We start from the raw sequence: 18,855 nt of genomic DNA, 5'->3' as shown, positions 1-18,855 counted from the left end.
CCTCTAATCGGTCGCAGTTAGCGGTCTCAGTTAGCCGTGCCAACGCCAGCAACGGTTGCCGGACCCGGTTCGGTGTTCTTCTCGAATGCCGTCGTTACAAAGCCGTTGCCGTTGACGTATCGGTCCTCCGGCGTGAGCGCCTGGCGCACGAAGTCGTAGTGCATGAGCACATGCCAGTACGTCCGAGGCGCGTTCGTAGCGCCATCGTCAACAAAGGTCGTGAGCGTCGCTTCGGCTTTCTTTGCATCGCGATCGAGAATCCGGATGCGGACGTTGCTCACTCGCCGCACCGCGTTGTCGGGCATGCTGTAGTACGGGTTCTCGCGGTTCTTCGCGTCCATCTCGTGGTTGAACTGCGCAGCGACATCGGCGGACGAATGCAGCTGCACATACGTGATGTGCTCATCCCTGAAGTGCCGATCGAGCGTGAAGCGTTCGGTCAGATACCGCGCGAGCTCGCTTTCGATGATCGCGTCTTTGGTGAGCAGCACCGCAGGCGTGCCCACTTCGCTCTTTGACACGTGACCGCTTTCGATCGTCAACACGACAGGTGGCACGTAACCTTCGTTGGCCTTCTCGAGCACGCCGGAGCCGACACCCAGCAGGGCCACCGGCCAGGCCGCCACCGCGAGCAACCACGCGCGGTTACGCGACACACGGATCGATTCGTACGACTCCGCGCGCAGGCCCGTGCTTGTCGTTGCGGCATCACGTGCTGCCTTTGTCTTTTTTCCAAACATTGCGCTTACCATCTCGATCCCTCGCCTGGTTGCCCTGCGCCCGACGGCGCGTGTTGCATCGCCTCCATCGCCCCACTGTTCGTGCTGCTATTGGGCGAGCCGCCCGGTCCATTGGCAGGCGCCGGAGGAGGATCCGGCTTAGGAGGATCCGGCTTAACGGGAGCCAGGAACTTCTGCAGCATCTGCGACACCGCAAAGCCCGCGGCCATCTCCGCGACACCCCCGGCGGCCGCGCCGCTCGAGGCGAGCGCGGAGGCGAGCGGCTTGACGCCGAGCCAAACAAAGAGGATCAGGAAGCCCACCATGACGATCGCGGCCATCGCGTCGGCCGTGTGCTGCGCGAAAGACGGCACCACGGTGGAGTCCATCAGGTTCACTGCGACCTGGAACGAGAACACCACCGTCACGCCAAGCAGGATCCCGACGAGCGCGAACTTGAACATCGCGGAGAACCAGTTCATCGCGTAGCCGCGTGTGGCACTCCAGAAGAGCAGTGGAAAGAAGAGCGGTCCGAGCACCGCCGTGATGCCCAGGCCCATCACCGAGGCGACATTGAGCACCAGCACCGCAAGCGCGAGGAGGCAGTCGAGCAGCGTGAGGATCACGCCGAGCAACACGATGCCGAGGTTCCACGCCGACTGATTCATCATGGAGTCCGCTAGCACACCAACCTTCCCGCACACCGTCTGCACGTACTGGAGCGTGGTCTTACCGCCCATGAAGGCCCTCACGGTGTCGTCGCGCAACTCGGAAAACGCGTAGAAAACCTTGCCGCCCAGTCCTCCCCAGTTCAGGCCGCTGAAGACGACCAGAATCGTCAACACCATGCGCAGCAACGGCCAGATATCGGCCGGGTCGCGTCCGGAATGCACGCGGATCACCTTGACGGCGACCCAGATCATCGCCGCCACCAGTGCGATCGGCATCACCTTCGCCGCGAGCAGCGGATAGTCCTTCGCGACCAGTGTCGCCATGCCCGCTGTCATCGCGTCATAGATCTTCTGGATGAAGTCGAAGACCGCGTTGTTGCTCATGTCCGGCTCCTCAGCCTGTCGTTTCCATCTGCCCAATGCGATGGAAGTCGCACGCGCAGGGCGATTTATCGATCGCGCCGGAATGGGCACAGCCTGTGAGCAGGCAGGCGAGCACAACGGCTATCTTGAAGGCTCGTTTCATTGCGTGGTCCCCTGCGTCTGGTTGAAGAACCGCGCGCGCACCGCATCGGCCTGGTTGCTGCTGTTCAGCTGGGCCGCCTGAAGGCGAGCGCCGAGCGCCTGCAGCTTCGTCTGCGCCGCCTGGGCCATGCCGAGCTCGGCGGTCATCCGGTTCTGCAGGTCGGCCGCATCCTTCACGTTTGCGGTCGTATCGACCTGCTGCGCGAGCTGCTCGAAGTTGTTCAAGTGCGTTTGCGCCTCGTTGTAAAGCGCCTCGCTCATCGTCAGGCCCGCACGCGTCGAATCGGTGTTGAGCTGGTACGTCGCGCCTTGCGATGCGTCGGAGAACGATGACGGCGACAGCGAATTCATCACCTTCTCGTAGGGGGCCTGCAGGCTGGCATACGCGCCGCTCTGCTGCTGCGCGACGACGGCCTGCCAGCTGCCGGGCACGACCGACGATGAGGTAATCGCGCTCGTCAGTCCCTGCGCGCCACGCGCGTAGGAGCCAGTGATCGCGCTGTATTGCTGCTTCATCTGATCGATTTGCTGCGCGAGTTGCCCGATCTGCGCCAGCTGCTGGGTCAGGCTGACCTGCAGCTGGGCTTGCTCGGTGGCGTTGCCCACCGGCACGCCCTGAGCGAATGCGATCTGCACGGCGCCGCACAGCAGTGCGGCCGCGATGTGACATTGCACGCCTTGTCGTTTCATGATTTGCCTCCATTGACGTTGTGCGTGCGCTCGGCGAGCGCGCGCTGCATGTAGACGGGAACCCAGACTTCGGGGTCAGTGGAGTCGAGCTCCTCACGGACGCGGTACATGAGCTCGACCGCCTTGTCGTTCGACGAGAGCACCGCGATCAGCTCGGGCACGTCGGACAGGTCGAATGACGCGCGCACACTCACCCCGGTGCCCTTCTTGATCAGCACCTTGAAGTCAAGTGGCGAGGTGTCGCGGATAAAACGGAACTCACTATCCGTGCAATCGAGGTTCTCGACGTAATCCCGCCGGTCAGCCTTGTCGTTCGCGAAATAGAAACTCGTGACGGCCTGATTCCTGACCGCGGCGACGTGGCGATAGAGCGCCGACGGCTCCGGCGTAATGAAGCCCGTCACACAGTTGCGCCGGCGGAACGTCTCGCGATACGTCTCGATCTTGGTCTGCCAGAACGGATTCCTGATCAGCATCTGGGCTTCGTCCCAGATGATCATGGCCGGGTCGCCATCGAGCGACTGCTCGATGCGATGCGTAAGGTAGTTCAGCAGCACCGGCAGCTCGGGACGCGCCTCCTTGTCCTTCATCAGCTCGCGCATCTCATAGCGGTAGTGACGGTGCTGCGTGATGTCGAGCGCGTCTTCCTCGTTGTCGAACACCGCGGCGTTCGCGCCGTCGCTGTGCCAGATCGCGAGCGCCTTATAGAGAGGCGAATTGCGGGTGCCGAACCGCCAGGCGAGGTTGCACAGCCGCCGATCCTCGAAGGCCGTGTTCTCAAAGTTGTCGGTGACCGCCGCGTCAATGCGCTCGATGTCGTCAACCGTCAGCTCGTAGCCGTAGCAGGTCGCCATCATCTGCAGCAGCTCGCGCAGCATCAGCCGGTTCTGTTCGGTGTCGGGCATCCGGCAGGGATTGCCCAGCGAGCGCGTGAGGCTTAACACCACGTCGACGCCGCCCATCGCTTCCATGAACACCGTCCCGCCGTTCTCCCGATCGAACCAGTGCACGCGTGGCTCGACCTTGTCAGCCAGGGCCACCAACAGCGCCACAAAGAAGGTCTTACCGACGCCCGTCTTCGCGGCCGCATTAAAGTGCCCTGGCACCATCCCCGGGCGCTCCTCGTGCACATTCAGGTGATAGCCGGTCCGCCCTTCGGTTGGCAGGACCATCAGGCAATCGCCCCACAGGTTGCCGCTGCGCCGTCCTTGCGGAAAACTGTGCATCGAGGCGAAGCACGCAAAGTGGATGGTCTCGATCTTGCCGATTCGGCCGTTGTGGCGTTTGGCGGCGCCCGGGATTTGCGACCAGAACGCTCGCTCCATGCCCGCCGTCTCGACAACGGGCTTGATGCCCCACGCCTTGAAGCACTCGCCCACCTTGCCGACGCTGTCATCGAGCTTGGTCAGCGCCTCGCTCGCTGCTTTGCCGGTGTCACCCGTCACCGGCACGTGGACCAGCACGCTCATATGGTGCGTCCCGAGCACGGCCGACCCTGCCGCCTGACGGCGGCGCATGGCCGTCACCTGCGCGGACATGTCGACTGTCGTCCGGTCGTGCGACAGGCGCGCTTCGCTTGTGGAGGCGGCCGCACTTGCGTCGAGCCGGTCGATTGGAAAGAACTTCTGAGTGACGATCAGCTCGGCGGGCAGCTTCTGAAACGCGTCGGCCATCCCCGCCATCGCACCGTCCGGCCAGCGCGACATCGCCAGCATCTGGCCAATGCGGTGGTGATTGATTCCCCGCGCCTCGAACACCTGCCGGCCCAGCAGCGGATTGCGCCCAAAATGCACGTAGGCCGTAGCGAGCGCTTGCGCGAGGTTCCACGAGTTGGCGAGGACCGGGCCGTCCTCGAGCGTGGTGAGATAACGCAGGAAGCGCGCGAGCTCGCAACACTCGCCAATGTCTTCCGTGACACGCCCCAGGCGTCGCGGCGCATAATGCGCGAGCGACTTGAAGAGGGAGTCGACCTTCTCGGTCAGATCGCGCGCCTGGCGTTCCTCGGACTCGAGCTTGCCGTTCGCCCCATCCAGCGAAAACAGGTTGAACACGCGCTCGATGCGGCCCACGACACCGCTGTAATGGCGGTAGCGAACGACCGCGAGGTAGATCTCGTGCTGGTATAGCGGATTCGCCGCGAGACGCGCCTTCAGCCGCTCGTTGACGTACCGGGCGAACCAGTTGCGGTACGTGCCCGACGGCCAGCGGCGCGACTCCAACCGCACGTCGTAGACGTAGATGCCGATGTTGCTGTCGGCGATGGCATCGAATGCCGTTTGACGCTGGATCTTATAGGCTCGGATCGCGTCCTCGTCGAGCATCTCCGCGTACAGGCCCTCGAGGCGCACGATCTGAACGAGACTGCCGTCCAGTGTCCGCAGCGTATGGTCGTTGTAGTACGCGTTCAGCCCAAATGGCAGCTCGACTGATACACCCGGATCGGCCGCATCGTCGAGCTCGGAGGGACTGCGCCGCTCGAGCGGTGCGCCATCGAAGTGATGATCAAAGAACTCAGCGAGGGACATAGGTTCGTGCGCCTCCCCAGTTGCGGATGCTGCGCGCGCTGATTGCACGCGCAGCGCTATGGAAAAGCACCGACACCCGATACATGTCCTTCGCCGTGGCAAGGTACGAGGCGACGATCAGCAGCGGAATCGCGAACACCACCGGCCACCACTTCAGGAACATGAAGGCAATCGCCGGCAGCGCGATCGAGCCGAGGAAAAGCTCGGCAAGGCACCCGCAGATCATCCACGGCTGAACCATGCCTTTGGCGATTTCATGGACGTCCCGCATGGCAGCCCCTCAGATCTGTGCCTGGGCTATCGATGCCGCGTAGCGCACGAGGCTCGGCACCATGAAGAACACGAAGCATGCAACCGCCGCAATAACGGCACCCTTCATCGGCACCCAGCCCTTCGCGACCATGATCACCAGGATGCCAAGCACGATCATGAAGATGTAGGGGCCGTAGCTCACAAAGATGGCTTGCGCGAGCGTTTGCAGTAAGGTCGTAATGGTCGACAACATGGAACGTTCTCCCGTATAGAGGGGTTAAGCTTCAATAGGTGGAGCGGTACGGCACACCCTGCTCCCACCGGCTTTGCCAGTGGGCGAGGTACTGCGCAGCCAGCGCCGGGTCGTGCCAGATGACCAGGGCGTTTTCGCTGTTGTACGAGGCAGCTGCTCTGCTGTAGTTGAACGAGCCCGTCTCCACCGTTTCGCCGTCTACCACCACGTATTTGTCGTGGTGGATCGGGTACACGCCGATCGTGCGAGTCGGAATGCCGGCGTTGACGAGCAGGTTGAGCGCTGCGCGCGCCTTGCCGGAACGATCTTCGACAAGGTTGTTTTTCTCGTCGACCAGCACCGCGACATCGATGCCGTTGCGTTTCGCCGCGACAAGCGCGCGCACCACCTCGGCCGACGTGAACGAGTAGGCCGCGACGCGGACCGATTTGTGCGCGCTTGCGATCGCCCGTAGCACCAATTGCTCGGCACTGCCCTCCGGTGAAAAGCCCACCTCGACTTGCGGCGCAGCTGACGCGGCAGCCTGATGTGAGTCGACAAGGCTGTTCAGCAGGCCTGCCAACTGCGCGTGAGCGGGGATGGCCCCCGCTGACATCGCCAGTGCCAGTACAGCCGCCCTCGCCCAGTGGCAAGCGGTGAATGCCGATGCGAGTTGATCAAGTCTCTTTCGCATGGCGTCTCCTATCGATTGCCGGGCTGAGGCGGCGCAAAGTGAATGAACCCTTTGCATGGCTCGCCATGTAACGGCTGGTTGAAGAACACGCGTGTGTGAAGCGACTCCTGGGTATGAAACGCGTGCGGGTTGCGCTGCTGGACGGTCGAAATCACACGATCGAGCTCATCCGGTGTCAGCGAGGCATTGAGTAGTGCTATTCGTTCTTGATCTTTGAGGAACATAGTCTGAATTTCCCTGTGCGTCGGGTCCGGACTCTCGCCCGGACCGCTTTCCCTATCAGTCCTGCCCCGCATTTGCATGCGCGGCCGTACCCGACACTCTGACCTCGACACGCCGGTTCGGAGCCAAGCAGGCAATAACCCTTGCGGATCGCGCCCCCGGACAACTGACCACGGGCGAGGCCGCGCCAGCACCGCGGGCTTCAATGCGCGAGGCCTGCACGCCGTCAGCCTTCAGGGCGTCGGCGACCGTCTGTGCCCGCCGGCGGGACAGCTCGAGGTTGTGCGCGGTGGACCCGAGCCGGTCGGTGTAGCCCGTCACCGTGATCACATCAGCCTTGCCTGCGTCAGCGATCGATTTCGCCAGTGCGTCGATAGCCGCCCGGCCTTGCGGCTTGAGCATGGCGCTATCGAAACCGAACGTCGCGTCGGCGGAGAGCTCGATAGCTTTTGGCGGAGCGGCAGGCACCGCTTGTGCGACCGGCGCGGCAGGTGCAGAGCACTGCGCAAGCTCGGCGTCGACGGTTTCTGACAGACGCTTGGCCCGTTCGATCTGCGCCCAGCCATGCACCCACCGCGTGCCGTGCGTCTCGTCCTGTTCCTTCCAGACTTCATCGGTCAGGGCCGACAGGCGCCCCGCCGACTCGCCCTTGCAGGTCGAGGCCGACGCACGCTCATTGACCGCCTCGATCTCGCGAATCGCCTTGACCCAGTTTTCGCGGGTGGGCCAATGCTTCTCGCCATAGATCGGCGCGAACGGCACGCTGCCGTCGATGAAATGACGGGCGTTCTGGAGGGCCTTGGGGGCGGCGTCGTTGTACGTGTGCGAGACGAGCACCTGCCCGTCCTGGCGGGCCGCGATCTCCAGCCAGCCTTCGGCCTGGCCGCGTTGGTAAGGGTCGGCGATTGCCTGTGCAGCCGGCATCAACGCGTCGGCCTGGCTGCGCACGCTGGCGAACGCGGGGCTCGCGAGGAGCCCCGCAAGCGCGAGCGCGCATGCGAGGTTTGCTTTCATCGTTTCGGCTCCTGGTATCAATCAGAAGCCGAACGTGGCGCCAACCGACGCGCCAACGCTGCCGCCAGAACCCGTCGAGCGCGTCACATGCGCGTTCACCAGCAGCCGGTCCGAGGGCCACCAGTTCGCGCCAAGGGCAAGCGCCGTCTGGCCGCCGTACGTGCCTGCGGCAGCCGACACCTGGAACACACCTTCTGCACGCGCGTTCGGAATCAGCGAGGTCGCCGCCATTGCCGCAGCCCCCAGCGCGTTCAACTGACGGCTCACGATGCCGATCTGCTGATTCGTGTAGGCATTCGCGGCCTGTACGCCCTGGCCCACCTGGCCTACGGTCGCGGCGTCGTTCGGGGCCGTGCCAGGTGCGACGCCGGTGATCGTGCGATCGCCGTTGACCCCCGACACGTCGATGAGCGTGGATGTGTCATTCGCTCCGACCGTGATCGTCTGGCCGTTGGTCTGCACGAGGCCCGAGTGGCCCTGAACGAGGTTCGTGACCGAACCATCGAGCCCTGAAAGCGCGGCACCGACGTTGTTGTAGGTGCTGCCCTGGATCGTGTACGACGGCGCGCTGATGGTGCCGGTGCCGCTGTTGTACGTTGCACCACCACCCAGTGCAGAAGCTGTCGACGTGCCGAGATTGCCCACCACGCCCCCCAGGGCGTTGACAGCCTTGTTGGTCGCGTAGAGCTGACTGCCGTTCACCGCATCCGTGCTCGAAGCGGACAGCTGGCCGGCTGCGACGTTGATGACCTGCCGCTCCGCGCCCGATGCGCCCACGCTCACCACGCCGTTGGCTGTCGACGCGACGCCCGCAAAGCCGTACGTCGTGCCGTTAAGCGTCATGCCGGACACCGCCACCGCTGCATGGTCTGCCGAGCCGTTGCCGACCACAACACTGTTGTCTTGCGTCGTGGTGACGTTGTTGCCGACAACGAACGTGTTGTTGTTCGCGATGGTGTTGTTGTTGCCGACCGCATACGAGCCGCTGCCACTGACCGTGTTCGGATCGCCGATCGCCCCCGAGTTGTTGCCGGTCACCACGTTGCCGGTGCCGATGCTGATCGACTCCGTACCCTGGGCCTGCGCCCCGTTGCCCATCGCGATCGCGCTGGAACCGGATGCGACAGCCGATGGGCCGATCGCGACCGTATCGGTACCACTCGCGACGGAGCCCGCGCCAGTCGAGTTGGCCTTGAAGTACTTCGTGGCCTGGTCGGTGTAGGCATTCGCCTGATTCAGGGTGTTGGCCGTTGCTGCGTCGAGCTGTCCGATGTTGGCCGCATCGGTCGGAGCCACACCATTGGCGACGCCCGACAGAACGCGTGCGCCATTGGCGCCGGCGATGTTCACGTCCGTCGACGGGTCGGACGCGCCAACCGTGATCGTCTGGCCGTTGGTCTGCACGAGGCCGGCCGTGCCGTTCAGGAGGTTGTTGATGTTGCTGGTGTTGTTGGTCACCGCACCGTTGAGCGCACCCAGGGCGGAACCCACATCGTAATAGGTGCCGCCCTGCACCGAATACGTCGGCGCGGTAACAGCGCCATTGCTGCTGACTGACGCTCCGCCTCCCAGCGCGGAGGCCAGGCCGTTGGTGCTCGTGACCGCGTTGTTTGCGGTCGTCTGCGCAGCAGACACGTTCTGATTCGTGCTATAGAGCTGGCTGCCGTTGACCGCGTCGGTGCTCGATGCCGAGAGGTTGCCAGGCGAGACGTTGGTCACTGTGACAGTGCCGGATGCACCACCTTGCAGGGTCACGCTGTTCAGCTTGTTGCCGGAGGAGTCCGTATCGTATTGGACCGCATTCGACGCTCCAGTGGCCTGGGGAATACTGGCGATTGCAGACTGTACATAGCCTTCGGTAGCGAGTGTGTTGCTCGCATTGGCTCCGCCGTTCTGGCAGGTGTTGTTTTGCCCGGACCCCGAGATGGTTTGAGGAAGCGAAATGACGCTGGTTGAGCCTTCCGCTGCGAGCGTCGTCCAGCCTGGAGACACCTGCCCCGGAGACAGTTGGTTCACCCAGCCAGCGGACGAATAAGCACCGGCATTCGCATCCCCTGTGCCGTTGGGGGTGCCATTCGCGTTGCTGGCGATATTGCCGGTGGCATTACCGATCCCGCTGTAAGGGTTCACCAAGATATCGGCGCCGGTCAAAAACGTGTCGTAGCTGCCGCTTGAGCCGTTGCCAGGCAGACAAAACGTGCTGGCGTGAGCGGTCGTTACCGCGCCGAGCGCGAGCAGCACTGCCGCGCAGATTTTTTTCGTGCCGTGCGGGCGAGCGAGATCATCTACAATTCGTGTAGCCATGAGTGGTTTTCCTCTATTAGCCTAGTGGTCACTTGTGGTCAGGCTGGGGCGGGTGTTGGTGCACCCGTTCCAGCCGCCTCTGAATCCGTCAGACAGTCTTCAATCCATAGACCTCCTCGCTGAATTGGTTTCCTTGCGCCTCGTTAGCTTTGGCAGCTACATCGCTACGAATGGGCCGGCACCGAGCGACGTATTGGCGCCTGTCAACGCAAAAGCGATGGTTCGCCCGTAGAAGAACGGCAAGCCCAAAATGACGCGCGTGGTGCTGTTAGACACCGATGCAACGTACGTCGCCGATCCTGCCGCTTGGGTCGAAGCATCAATGACCGGGAAAGTCTCCGATAGTGTTGAACCTCCGTTGACTCCTTGAAGTGCAACGCCGATCGTTTGCGGAGACGCCGGGCAAAATTCCTTACCGCTTGAGCAGATTGGAATTCCGGCATCTGCGAATGTAATAAAGCCGGTGCCGCTATCGATCAGGCTCTGCGGGTAAGCGACACCGTTGATCGTGGCAGCGAGCGTTCCAACCTGAGATGAAACCGGCAGCACCGTCATCCCTGATGGCGAATTGTTGGTCTGCGTACCGATCCCGAAGACAATTGCTCCCGAGACAGTCGACGCACCTAACGTTGGGATAGCAGGCAACTCAAAAATCACGCCGTTGTTGTCGGTCGTGAACCCAGCGATTGGATTTGAGACCTGGCTCGCCAAGGGGAGCTTCGAATGGCCGCAGGTCGCCTCCCCGGCCGGACACGCGTAATACTCAGCCGATGTGCTCGCGCAGGTAGTACCGCAATCCTGGGAGTTGTATCCGATGCCGATGGTCCCATTACCCGGCAAATGAGGAAGCGCGGAACAATCCGACGGCGCAGACGGAATACCGGCGTCAGCGACAACCTGGATCGGCAAGTTATGGGCAGTTTCTCCACCAAGTGAAACATCGGCGAGTCGAACTGCGCCCCAAACCGCACTCGTTATAAAGGCCTGACATTCCGCCGCTTGATAGCCACCGGCATTCGTCACCCCAGGTAATGTCAAGTTGCTCAGTGCGGACGCGTTAATACGGATGCCGACAGAGCCGGTATCTACCGTCATGTTGTCTACGGTGACGCAGCTTGTCGCGCTTCCCGGTGCGCAGATCGTCACGCTAGCCATCGCAACATTCTGGTATCCGCCGCTTGCTTGGTTGATAGATACCTGCAAGACGTTGGCCCCAGTCGGGATGATCCCGGCCACGTTTGGAAGACTATTCGAGCTGGAAGTCGTGTTGCCGCTGCTGCTCGACGATGTGGTGGCGGGTGCAGATGAACTCCCTCCCCCGCCACCACCGCCACACGCAGAAAGCGCCACACAACAACCCATAGTCGTGACGGCCACAATATAACGCTGGATCTCGATTTTGCACTTTTTAAACATTTCGTTATCCTTATTTATTCATCGAAACGGACGATGTCTTTCGAGACCACCACGCCATGAATTCGGTCTAGATCAGCTCCTGCAATACCGATCTAGACCGCCCATCAAGTGCTGCCGTCAAGTTGCAACTCGATCGACTTGAGCTGCAATTCATGTCTCTGTAGGTATTCAACCATTCGGTCAATGCTCGCCCAAGCTCGTGGCTGCTTCCGCTGCGTATAGAGGGTGTGCAGACCCTCTTTCCACGTGAGCTCGATGATCAGCACGTACCCCTCAGGTGTTTTCACGACAGCCGCCCTACGGATCGCGTTGTTCTTCGCGTACTCCCGAAATTCAGCCTCAGTGATCTTGCTCAAACGCCCCTCCCAAATTGACAACTTTGGGATCTTAGAACGAGATATTCTGATGCGGCCGTTTTCTGTTGGCGAATGGTCGATCTTCATACATCAACATATCAAAATGCTTATTTTGATGATTCGATGGAATGTATTTTGATGATCGGCGTCTGTCAAGCTAATTTTCGCGGGAGAACATTGATTCTTTTCGCGGTGCCGCGACATCAGCTGTGGCAGGACAGCACCACGAGTCCATTGATGTCCCCGGTATTTGGGAGCCTCGCTCCATACGCAATAGCCACGAGCGGTTTGGTACTGTCGCTACCCATCGTGCGCACCAGGAAGCTCAAGCCGCCTCCAAATTGCCCACCACCTGTCGGTACTGTTGCCGCTGTAATCGGCGCCTGTTTATCCGCGCCGATCGTCACCGTCTCTGAAAAGTTTGTCAGGGTCAGCGTCGTGAGGTCCAGAGTCGCGGAGGCCGACACCAGCGTTCCGGGAGCTACGCTGCCCGTCACCGATGTCGGCGACGTAGCCATAAGGTTCGAACAGGCCAGGGAGCCGGTTCCGGGAGACAGCGTGAGCGACGTGCCTACTGCGTAGTGCGCGCCCTGATTAGCCGTGTAGTTTCCGCCGCTCGAATCCGAGCCGTGATTCCACCGGCCGATTGCGACGTACCCGCCCGCACCGTTGAGGTCCGAGATCGTGCTTCCCGGGGTGAGCGATATCGAGAGCGCGCTGGTGCCGATGGTCGTGAAGGCGCCACCATAGCTGGATTGCTGCACCTCACTCCGGAGGGGCTCGCTGGCTGCTGAAATCGTGCTGCCCGATCCCGTCACACCGGTCGACGACAGGGTGGCGGGCGCGAATACGACCGCGACATTCGGTCCAGAAACCATTGGAGCCGACCCGGCGAAAGTCCACTCAGCGTTGTTTTGTGCGGGCGCTTGAGGTGGATTGGCTTGTGGTGGATTCGTTGCAGTCTGCGAAGAGCCTGCGGAGTTACCGCCACCACCGCAAGCAGCGAGCGCCACTGCGAGCAGTGCAACCGCGATAGCCTTGAATTTTTTAGCAAACATCTATGTACTCCTAAACACGATTCTGAAAATTAGACTCCACTTAGACCCAGACCTAGATTTGGGCCAACGTCATATCAGGTCCCTTCCTACCTGTAGAACATCTTCAACTCTCACTCGCCGGCTCTTGTGCAACGCTGACGCGACAGCAATGTCGTTTCGAGATAGCCAGAGGTTGATCTCCTGTTCCACCAGAGGTCGCGTGACCGACATCTGTAACCTCGACTGTCGATTCAGCGACTTGCTTATGCGCAGTGAGAGCCCATCAACTAGTCGGCACTCTACCAACAGGCGCGCGGACAAATCACACTCTTGATTTGTCCGCGCGCTTTATGGTAGGCGGTGCGTTTTGCTCAATGGTAGGTAGGGGATGGATCGTCCAACGATCCCGGGGTGGTCGATTCGTCCGGGGCAGATGTTAAATTGATGGAGGAATCTGTCCACGGCGGTAGTCCTGCCTTCACGCAAAGATCTTCAAGAACCAAGGTTGTCGTTTGGTCCACCTCAACGCGCGCGATGGCGTAGTCGTCCGCGTTAATGGTACCGTTTATACTCCTAACGAACTCCTCCGCCGCAAGAGATGTCTCAAAGCCTACCGCGTCTCGGTGCGGCACTGGATTGACCTTTGACCAAAATGGCATTCCCCACTCCGAACCAAGGTAGACACCCCATCGTGGGTGATGAACAACGTGAACCACCTTCTTACCGATAAAAGGAGGGATTAATCCTGCTCGAACAGCCAACCTAGCCGCCTCGGATATGTTTCTGCAGTTCATTTTTGCGTTTATAGATCTATAAACACTTTTGTAGAGATCTCGCTTGCTCATATTAAGAGCGCAAGCAATATCATCTGCCGTGCCGCCCTCATGATAAAGTTGAAGCGCCTTGAGTTCATCTTGATTCAGGCCGTAGAGCTTTCTAACCATCACCAACTCGCGTCGAACTAGCCATTGAAAGATCTCTGTGGCTATCGCTCGAAACAACAGGGACGACCTAAGCAATGGCGTTTCACCTCCATCTTTCGGCAATCTCGCATTTGCAACGCGCAGTACGCCGTACACAAGGGGATTGGCACCATGCACGGGACACGCAAGCCAACTGCACAGGCCGTTAGCACGTCCCAACTCGCCCATCCGGCGCCAGCTCCCGCTCAAATTTTCCAACAGCCCAAGATGGGAGCTAACAATTGGCTCGTTCTTCAGCTTGGCATGGATCAGAAACGGGTCTGTCGCGTACCATTTGTTGGTGATGTAAATTTGCGCAATTTCGGGTGGCACATTGGAGAGATTTTTGTGGAAAATAGGCTCACGACTGTTTTCATCTAGCCTCACCATCGTAAAATAAAAATATTCTCCCTCTAGAATTCTTACGATTTTCGCCACTCGCCTCACCAAGTCCGCTTGCGTGTCGGCTGACGTAAGTCTGCCAATTTCTTCCGAGATATCAACTACGGAAACTGAGGGTTCACTAGTCACAGCGTCACCTCTCAAACGCAGGACACATTTTTTCATTAGAATATTTAACGCTTCTTCGTTATCCTTATAAAATTCATCAGATCGAAAAAATCTCTCAACATCCTCCCGATTATCAGGAACAAATGTCGATTCAACGACCAGTTCGCTATTCCCATCAACTGGAACGGATGAACGTCTTTCAATCTCCGTCGAGGCGGCTTGACCAGAGATGGCCCAAGAGATCGTTTCATTTTTCGTCTTTACTGCCTGTACTTCTACCGTCGTTTTCTGCGAGCTATCCATCACGCCCCCGTGTTGTGCCTATTAGTTCGTTACGTATGTTCGGGAACGTCAGGACTGCGTTTTTATTGGGCGTGGCGCTTAATTAAAAAGCGCGAACTGTCTTCTTTTTAACGTCGACGTAGCTTCTGTACGTAGGGAATTAGAAAGCTCAATATATCCTTGGGCGTCAACTGTGATTGCGAACAAATGTCAAGCGTGTCTTGGAAAGGGCTTTCGCGCAAATATTTAAGAATTGCTATCCGGTTTGCTTGCCAATGATAATGACGGACCGGTGAGGATGTAAGCAAGGCCCAACCCGTGCGGCACGGCTTCTAGCGTCGGAGCAAAACTCCAAAGCCATTGATTCATATTGTGATAGTTCGCTATATGAAATGCTATGACTCGACCCCCTCGATAGCGTAAATCGAAAACAGCCCATAGGCCGAGCTGATCGAGGACAGCCCTTCAAACCGCGGGAAGTAAAGCAACGGATGAACTGGGGATGAGACGCGTAGAGGAGGTCGTGGTCGCGATAGGGGGCGCCGTTTTGGATAAGCGCGCGAGGACGAGCATGGTCGATGTAGGCACCTGATCGCATACCGCAAGGACACCTCTGGCTTGCACCCTACTCTCGTCGTAGCCACACTACGCGCTTTCTCGCGCGTCTCCAAAGCCAGACGACAAAAGCGACGCTCGCGATTAGGATGCTCGCATTCTGAAGCGCTGCAACGAAATGGCTTTTCTCAAATTGGGAGAGGAAACCGCTGAGATTGCCTAAAGCTATGCAAACGAAAACTAGCGCGAGGAACTGTTCGCTGCCGTTCATGCCTGTTTTGCGTGTTGCCCCGCAACCAACACAGACGCGTGCTCCCGGATTGATGACAGTTCGGCAGTGACCGCAGAGTTCCGACATGTATTCCTCTCTATAAACCAGGCCACGAAAGAAGAAAGGCGCACAGGACGGTGAGCGTCACGCACGACCGCAGCAGATTGACGATACCTGCTGCGGTTAGCTACCCGAACCTTCTTGGATCGGGAATGTCGTGGAGCGCTCGAATTGATAACGAATCAAGCCTACGTAAGCCTTGAACGAAGCTCTGCAGCGCGCGTGCGAAGTACCGATTTTTGAATTTTCCCGGTTGATGTCTTCGGGATCTCATCGACGAACTCCACCGCATCGGGTAGCCACCAGCGCGTGAAGTGCGTCGACAAATGGCTGATTAGATCATCCGCCATCGCATGGTGGCCGGCTCGCAGTTGCACGAACGCGAGCGGGCGTTCCTGCCACCTGGGATCGGGCATCGCCACGACGGCTGCCTCTTTCACAGCCTCATGCCCCATCAGAGCGTTCTCCAGCGCCACTGAGCTAATCCATTCCCCGCCAGACTTGATCAGGTCCTTGAGCCTGTCGGTGATCTGGATATAGCCCTCCGCGTCGATGTGCGCCGCATCTCCCGTGCGTAGCCAGCCGTCGTCGCTCCATGAATCTGGCAAGACGTCGCCGTAATATCCCGCTGCCACCCATGGTCCGCGTACTTGCAGTTCCCCGACACTCTCGCCATCCCAGCGGGCCGTTCCCTGCTCGGTCATGATCCGCGCCTCGACAAACGGCAGTGGCAAACCTTGTTTCATCCGATAACGCAGCGCCTGATCGGCATCGGCGCTGCCCGCTTGCGCCAGATGCGGCTTGAGCGTCGAGAATGCCCCGACCGGCGACAGCTCTGTCATTCCCCACGCATGCGTGGCGCGGATGCTCAACCGGTCCAGAGCGACCATCATCGATTCCGGGCAGGCCGAGCCGGCAACCACTAAATGTAGCGCCGGCGAAAGCTGCGCGCGTAATTCAGGCGACGCCTGCAGTTTGTCGATCAGGCCGTGCCATAGCGACGGCACACCTGCGGACAGTATCACCTGCTCGTCCGCCAGCAACTTGAACAGGCTCTCGGCGTCGAGGTGTGGGCCGGGCAGCACCAGCCGGACGCCTGTGAGCAACGCTGCGAATGGTAGGCACCAGCCGTTGACATGGAACATCGGCACCACGAGTGCGAGAGTCTTCCGCATGGACAGATCGAAGACGTCGGGCAGTGAGATGCAAAAGGTATGGAGAACCAACGCGCGATGACTATAGACGACGCCTTTAGGTCGCCCTGTCGTCCCCGACGTGTAGCACACGCTGACCGGCGCGTTCTCATCAATCGGCTCGCCGTTCGCGAATGGATTGCTCACGGCAATAAGGTGCTCGTAGTCCGAGAACGCATCCGGAGCCGACACACCACCGAGTGGCACAACAATTACGCGTTCGAAGCTCGTCCGCGCACGAATCCGCTCGTACAGCGGCATGAGGTCGTCATCGACGATCAGAAAGCGCGCGCCCGCGTGATTCGCTATATAAACGATGTCATCCGGTGCGAGGCGCAGGTTCAGCGTATTGAGAACGCCGCCCGCTGCCGGCACTGCAAAATACGTCTCGAGATGCGCGTAGTGATTCCACATCAACGTTGCGACCCGGTCGCCCGGCTGCAGCCCTAGCTCGCGCAATGCGCCCGCGAGCCGTGCAACTCTGCTGGCCAGATCAGCTACGCAGTACCGGTGTGTGCTGCAGTCCGGCATGTACGAGACGATCTCGGTGCCGCCGTACACCTTCGCCGCATGAGCCAGAATGCCGCCAATGGTGAGCGGAAAATCCATCATCGTGTGTCGCATCACCAGCTCACTCCTCGGTCATCTGAAACGATGGCGTCCGCTCGACTTCAGCCGCCGATGTCGCCGCTGCAGCCGCGTCAACGCCGACCGGCGCATGCCAGTTCTCTCGCCCGTCGCCGCCGCCATCATGCGCTGCAATACGGGTCACACCAACCATGCCCGTCGCCATCACCGCACAGCGCCGGTTCTCCTCTAGGAGTTGAGCCTCAAGAAACACAACGCCCGACGCGCGGCGCATCGCACGACACTCGACGACCGGCATCTTGCAGCGCACCGGCTTCATGAATTGAATCGAGAGCTGGACGGTGCCGCAGGTTCGTCCGCGAAAGTGCAGGATGCCTGCAATCGACATCGCGCAATCCATCATGCCTGCGATCATCGCGCCGTTCAGCCGTTCGGTGCCGAGCCCACCCTCATGCGCTGGCGTGCGACGCTCAAGCACGAGCCGCACGGCCTGATCATCGACGAGATCGAGCCGCACGCCCAGGTGATTAAGGATCGCCATCTGCGATAGGCGCGCCTGCCAATCCGCGCGTTGCGCGGCCGACATCGGAATGGCGAGCGCCGCGCCCCGCTCGCGCCTCGCACTCACGCCGGTGTTCCTTCAATAGCAGGCTCCGTGGGCGCCTGTACATCGGCGGGCCGTGCCGTCGGATGATACGGCGACCAGATAAACTGACGCCAGTAGCTCTCAGCCACCTCGACCCACATCCGCAGCGTGTCGAGGCTTTCCAGCGAACTCGCGAGGCTAACCATCAGCCAGCTGTAGACCGCCTGACTGTCGCGGCAATCGTCGCAATGTCCCGACGTGCAACAGCGCTCCAGTGTCTGCAGGTCCGCCTTCCACGTGTTGAAGAAGGGCAGCGTCGGGTTGCCGTTCTCCATGCGCTGCGCGTTGTCTGGGTGATCCTGGCTCACGCTCGGGCACGTGTCGTAACCAAACGTGCCGCACCAGGCCTTGCCCGTCACCATCGCCCGGATGTGAGCCGGATGATTCAGCACGACCTCCGGATACGCCGCCTGCACACGCAGCATCTCGGCGAGCAGCCGCTGCTCGTTGAGCATCTTGAGCGGGTGGCCCGTGTTGTACTTGCTATAGAAATTGAAGCTGACCACGTTGCCGTTGTCACGAATGCGCCTGACGGTCGGCTCGATGTGCGCGATGCCGTCCTCAGAGACCGCATACACGAACGTTGCACGCGGATCCTGCCTGTAATTTTCAAGCGCGGTGTCGAACAGCCCGGTAAACGGCGTGCCGCTCGGTTTGATCGCGCGCAGTTCGTCGTCGAGCGGGCCACCGCCGAACAGTGAGATGAACACCGTCACATTGCGAAACGGCTCGACGTTTGGGAATGGCTTCAGCCCATTGGTCGAGATCGAAACGAAGCGCATTGCGTCCACGAACGCCTCGATGCGTTCGGGAAACATCGTAGGCTCTCCGCCTATCAAGAGCGCCGTATTAACGCGCCGCTTGCGCTGCGCGCTCGCGAATTCGCGCCACGCTTCGATGTCCTTGTTCTCCTTTGCCGACTTATCGTGCCCGAACTCGAAAAACCAGCAGCCTTTGCAGCGGATATTGCAAGCATTGGTGAGGTGGTATTCGCACGCGCGCACGAGCGCCGAAAAGCCGCGTACGTCGTGGAACCGTTGCGCGAGCGCCAAGTCTTCTGCGAGTAATGCGGGCAGCCGCTCTGCGATCAGCGTCTTGCGATGCGCGTGCATTTCCTTCTGCAGGTTCATG

At 60.3% G+C, this 18,855-nt stretch carries 17 protein-coding genes; all 17 read right to left on the bottom strand.

Features of this window, described 5'->3' with window-relative positions:
* Positions 1-26: 26 nt before the first annotated feature.
* The 17 genes from FAZ95_RS39020 to FAZ95_RS38940 all read right to left on the bottom strand — a co-directional run bounded on the left by FAZ95_RS39020 (position 27) and on the right by FAZ95_RS38940 (position 18,854).
* The gene (locus tag FAZ95_RS39020; protein ID WP_254700418.1) at positions 27-740 is read right to left on the bottom strand and encodes a VirB8 family type IV secretion system protein; all 714 of its coding nucleotides are present in this window, start codon (positions 738-740) and stop codon (positions 27-29) included.
* 5 nt (positions 741-745) lie between these two features.
* Entirely contained in the window at positions 746-1,774 is a 1,029-nt protein-coding gene (locus FAZ95_RS39015; RefSeq protein WP_137337879.1) for a type IV secretion system protein, read from the bottom strand.
* Positions 1,775-1,912: 138 nt separating this feature from the next.
* On the bottom strand, positions 1,913-2,605 hold the full coding sequence (locus FAZ95_RS39010; protein WP_137337878.1) for a TrbJ/VirB5 family protein: 693 nt from the start codon (positions 2,603-2,605) through the stop codon (positions 1,913-1,915).
* Positions 2,602-5,130 (bottom strand): VirB4 family type IV secretion/conjugal transfer ATPase, encoded by a 2,529-nt coding sequence (locus tag FAZ95_RS39005; protein WP_137337877.1) that lies wholly within the window; start codon positions 5,128-5,130, stop codon positions 2,602-2,604. Before FAZ95_RS39005 ends, FAZ95_RS39010 begins: the two co-directional genes overlap by 4 nt.
* Positions 5,117-5,401: a VirB3 family type IV secretion system protein gene (locus tag FAZ95_RS39000; RefSeq protein ID WP_137337876.1), complete on the bottom strand. Its 285-nt coding sequence runs from the start codon at positions 5,399-5,401 to the stop codon at positions 5,117-5,119. The genes FAZ95_RS39005 and FAZ95_RS39000 overlap by 14 nt, the downstream gene beginning before the upstream one ends.
* A 9-nt stretch (positions 5,402-5,410) precedes the next feature.
* Complete coding sequence (locus tag FAZ95_RS38995; protein WP_137337875.1) at positions 5,411-5,635, bottom strand: hypothetical protein; 225 nt, start codon at positions 5,633-5,635, stop codon at positions 5,411-5,413.
* Between the two features lie 31 nt (positions 5,636-5,666).
* Positions 5,667-6,308 carry a phospholipase D family nuclease gene (locus FAZ95_RS38990; protein ID WP_217497499.1) on the bottom strand — a complete coding sequence of 214 codons (642 nt, stop codon included), beginning with the start codon at positions 6,306-6,308 and terminating at the stop codon, positions 5,667-5,669.
* A gap of 8 nt (positions 6,309-6,316) precedes the next feature.
* A complete protein-coding gene (locus tag FAZ95_RS38985; RefSeq protein ID WP_137337874.1) occupies positions 6,317-6,532 on the bottom strand; it encodes a hypothetical protein in 216 nt (71 codons plus the stop codon).
* A gap of 55 nt (positions 6,533-6,587) precedes the next feature.
* Positions 6,588-7,544, bottom strand: a complete 957-nt coding sequence (locus tag FAZ95_RS38980) for an OmpA family protein (RefSeq protein WP_137337873.1) — start codon at positions 7,542-7,544, stop codon at positions 6,588-6,590.
* A gap of 21 nt (positions 7,545-7,565) precedes the next feature.
* On the bottom strand, positions 7,566-9,848 hold the full coding sequence (locus FAZ95_RS38975; RefSeq protein WP_137337872.1) for a beta strand repeat-containing protein: 2,283 nt from the start codon (positions 9,846-9,848) through the stop codon (positions 7,566-7,568).
* Positions 9,849-10,004: 156 nt separating this feature from the next.
* Entirely contained in the window at positions 10,005-11,264 is a 1,260-nt protein-coding gene (locus FAZ95_RS38970) for a DUF3443 family protein (RefSeq protein WP_137337871.1), read from the bottom strand.
* 104 nt (positions 11,265-11,368) lie between these two features.
* Positions 11,369-11,620 (bottom strand): hypothetical protein, encoded by a 252-nt coding sequence (locus tag FAZ95_RS38965; RefSeq protein ID WP_137337870.1) that lies wholly within the window; start codon positions 11,618-11,620, stop codon positions 11,369-11,371.
* A 203-nt stretch (positions 11,621-11,823) separates the two neighbouring features.
* Complete coding sequence (locus FAZ95_RS38960) at positions 11,824-12,678, bottom strand: hypothetical protein (protein WP_254700417.1); 855 nt, start codon at positions 12,676-12,678, stop codon at positions 11,824-11,826.
* A 350-nt stretch (positions 12,679-13,028) separates the two neighbouring features.
* Complete coding sequence (locus tag FAZ95_RS38955; RefSeq protein ID WP_137337869.1) at positions 13,029-14,432, bottom strand: autoinducer binding domain-containing protein; 1,404 nt, start codon at positions 14,430-14,432, stop codon at positions 13,029-13,031.
* Between the two features lie 1,053 nt (positions 14,433-15,485).
* Positions 15,486-17,114: a long-chain fatty acid--CoA ligase gene (locus tag FAZ95_RS38950; RefSeq protein ID WP_137337868.1), complete on the bottom strand. Its 1,629-nt coding sequence runs from the start codon at positions 17,112-17,114 to the stop codon at positions 15,486-15,488.
* A 7-nt stretch (positions 17,115-17,121) separates the two neighbouring features.
* Positions 17,122-17,706 carry a PaaI family thioesterase gene (locus FAZ95_RS38945; protein WP_254700416.1) on the bottom strand — a complete coding sequence of 195 codons (585 nt, stop codon included), beginning with the start codon at positions 17,704-17,706 and terminating at the stop codon, positions 17,122-17,124.
* Positions 17,703-18,854, bottom strand: a complete 1,152-nt coding sequence (locus FAZ95_RS38940; protein WP_137337867.1) for a radical SAM family protein — start codon at positions 18,852-18,854, stop codon at positions 17,703-17,705. Before FAZ95_RS38940 ends, FAZ95_RS38945 begins: the two co-directional genes overlap by 4 nt.
* Position 18,855 lies beyond the last annotated feature (1 nt).

The sequence above is a fragment of the Trinickia violacea genome (genome assembly GCF_005280735.1).
Taxonomy (GTDB): Bacteria; Pseudomonadota; Gammaproteobacteria; order Burkholderiales; family Burkholderiaceae; genus Trinickia_A; species Trinickia_A violacea.
This window is presented reverse-complemented; position numbering and strand designations above follow the sequence as displayed.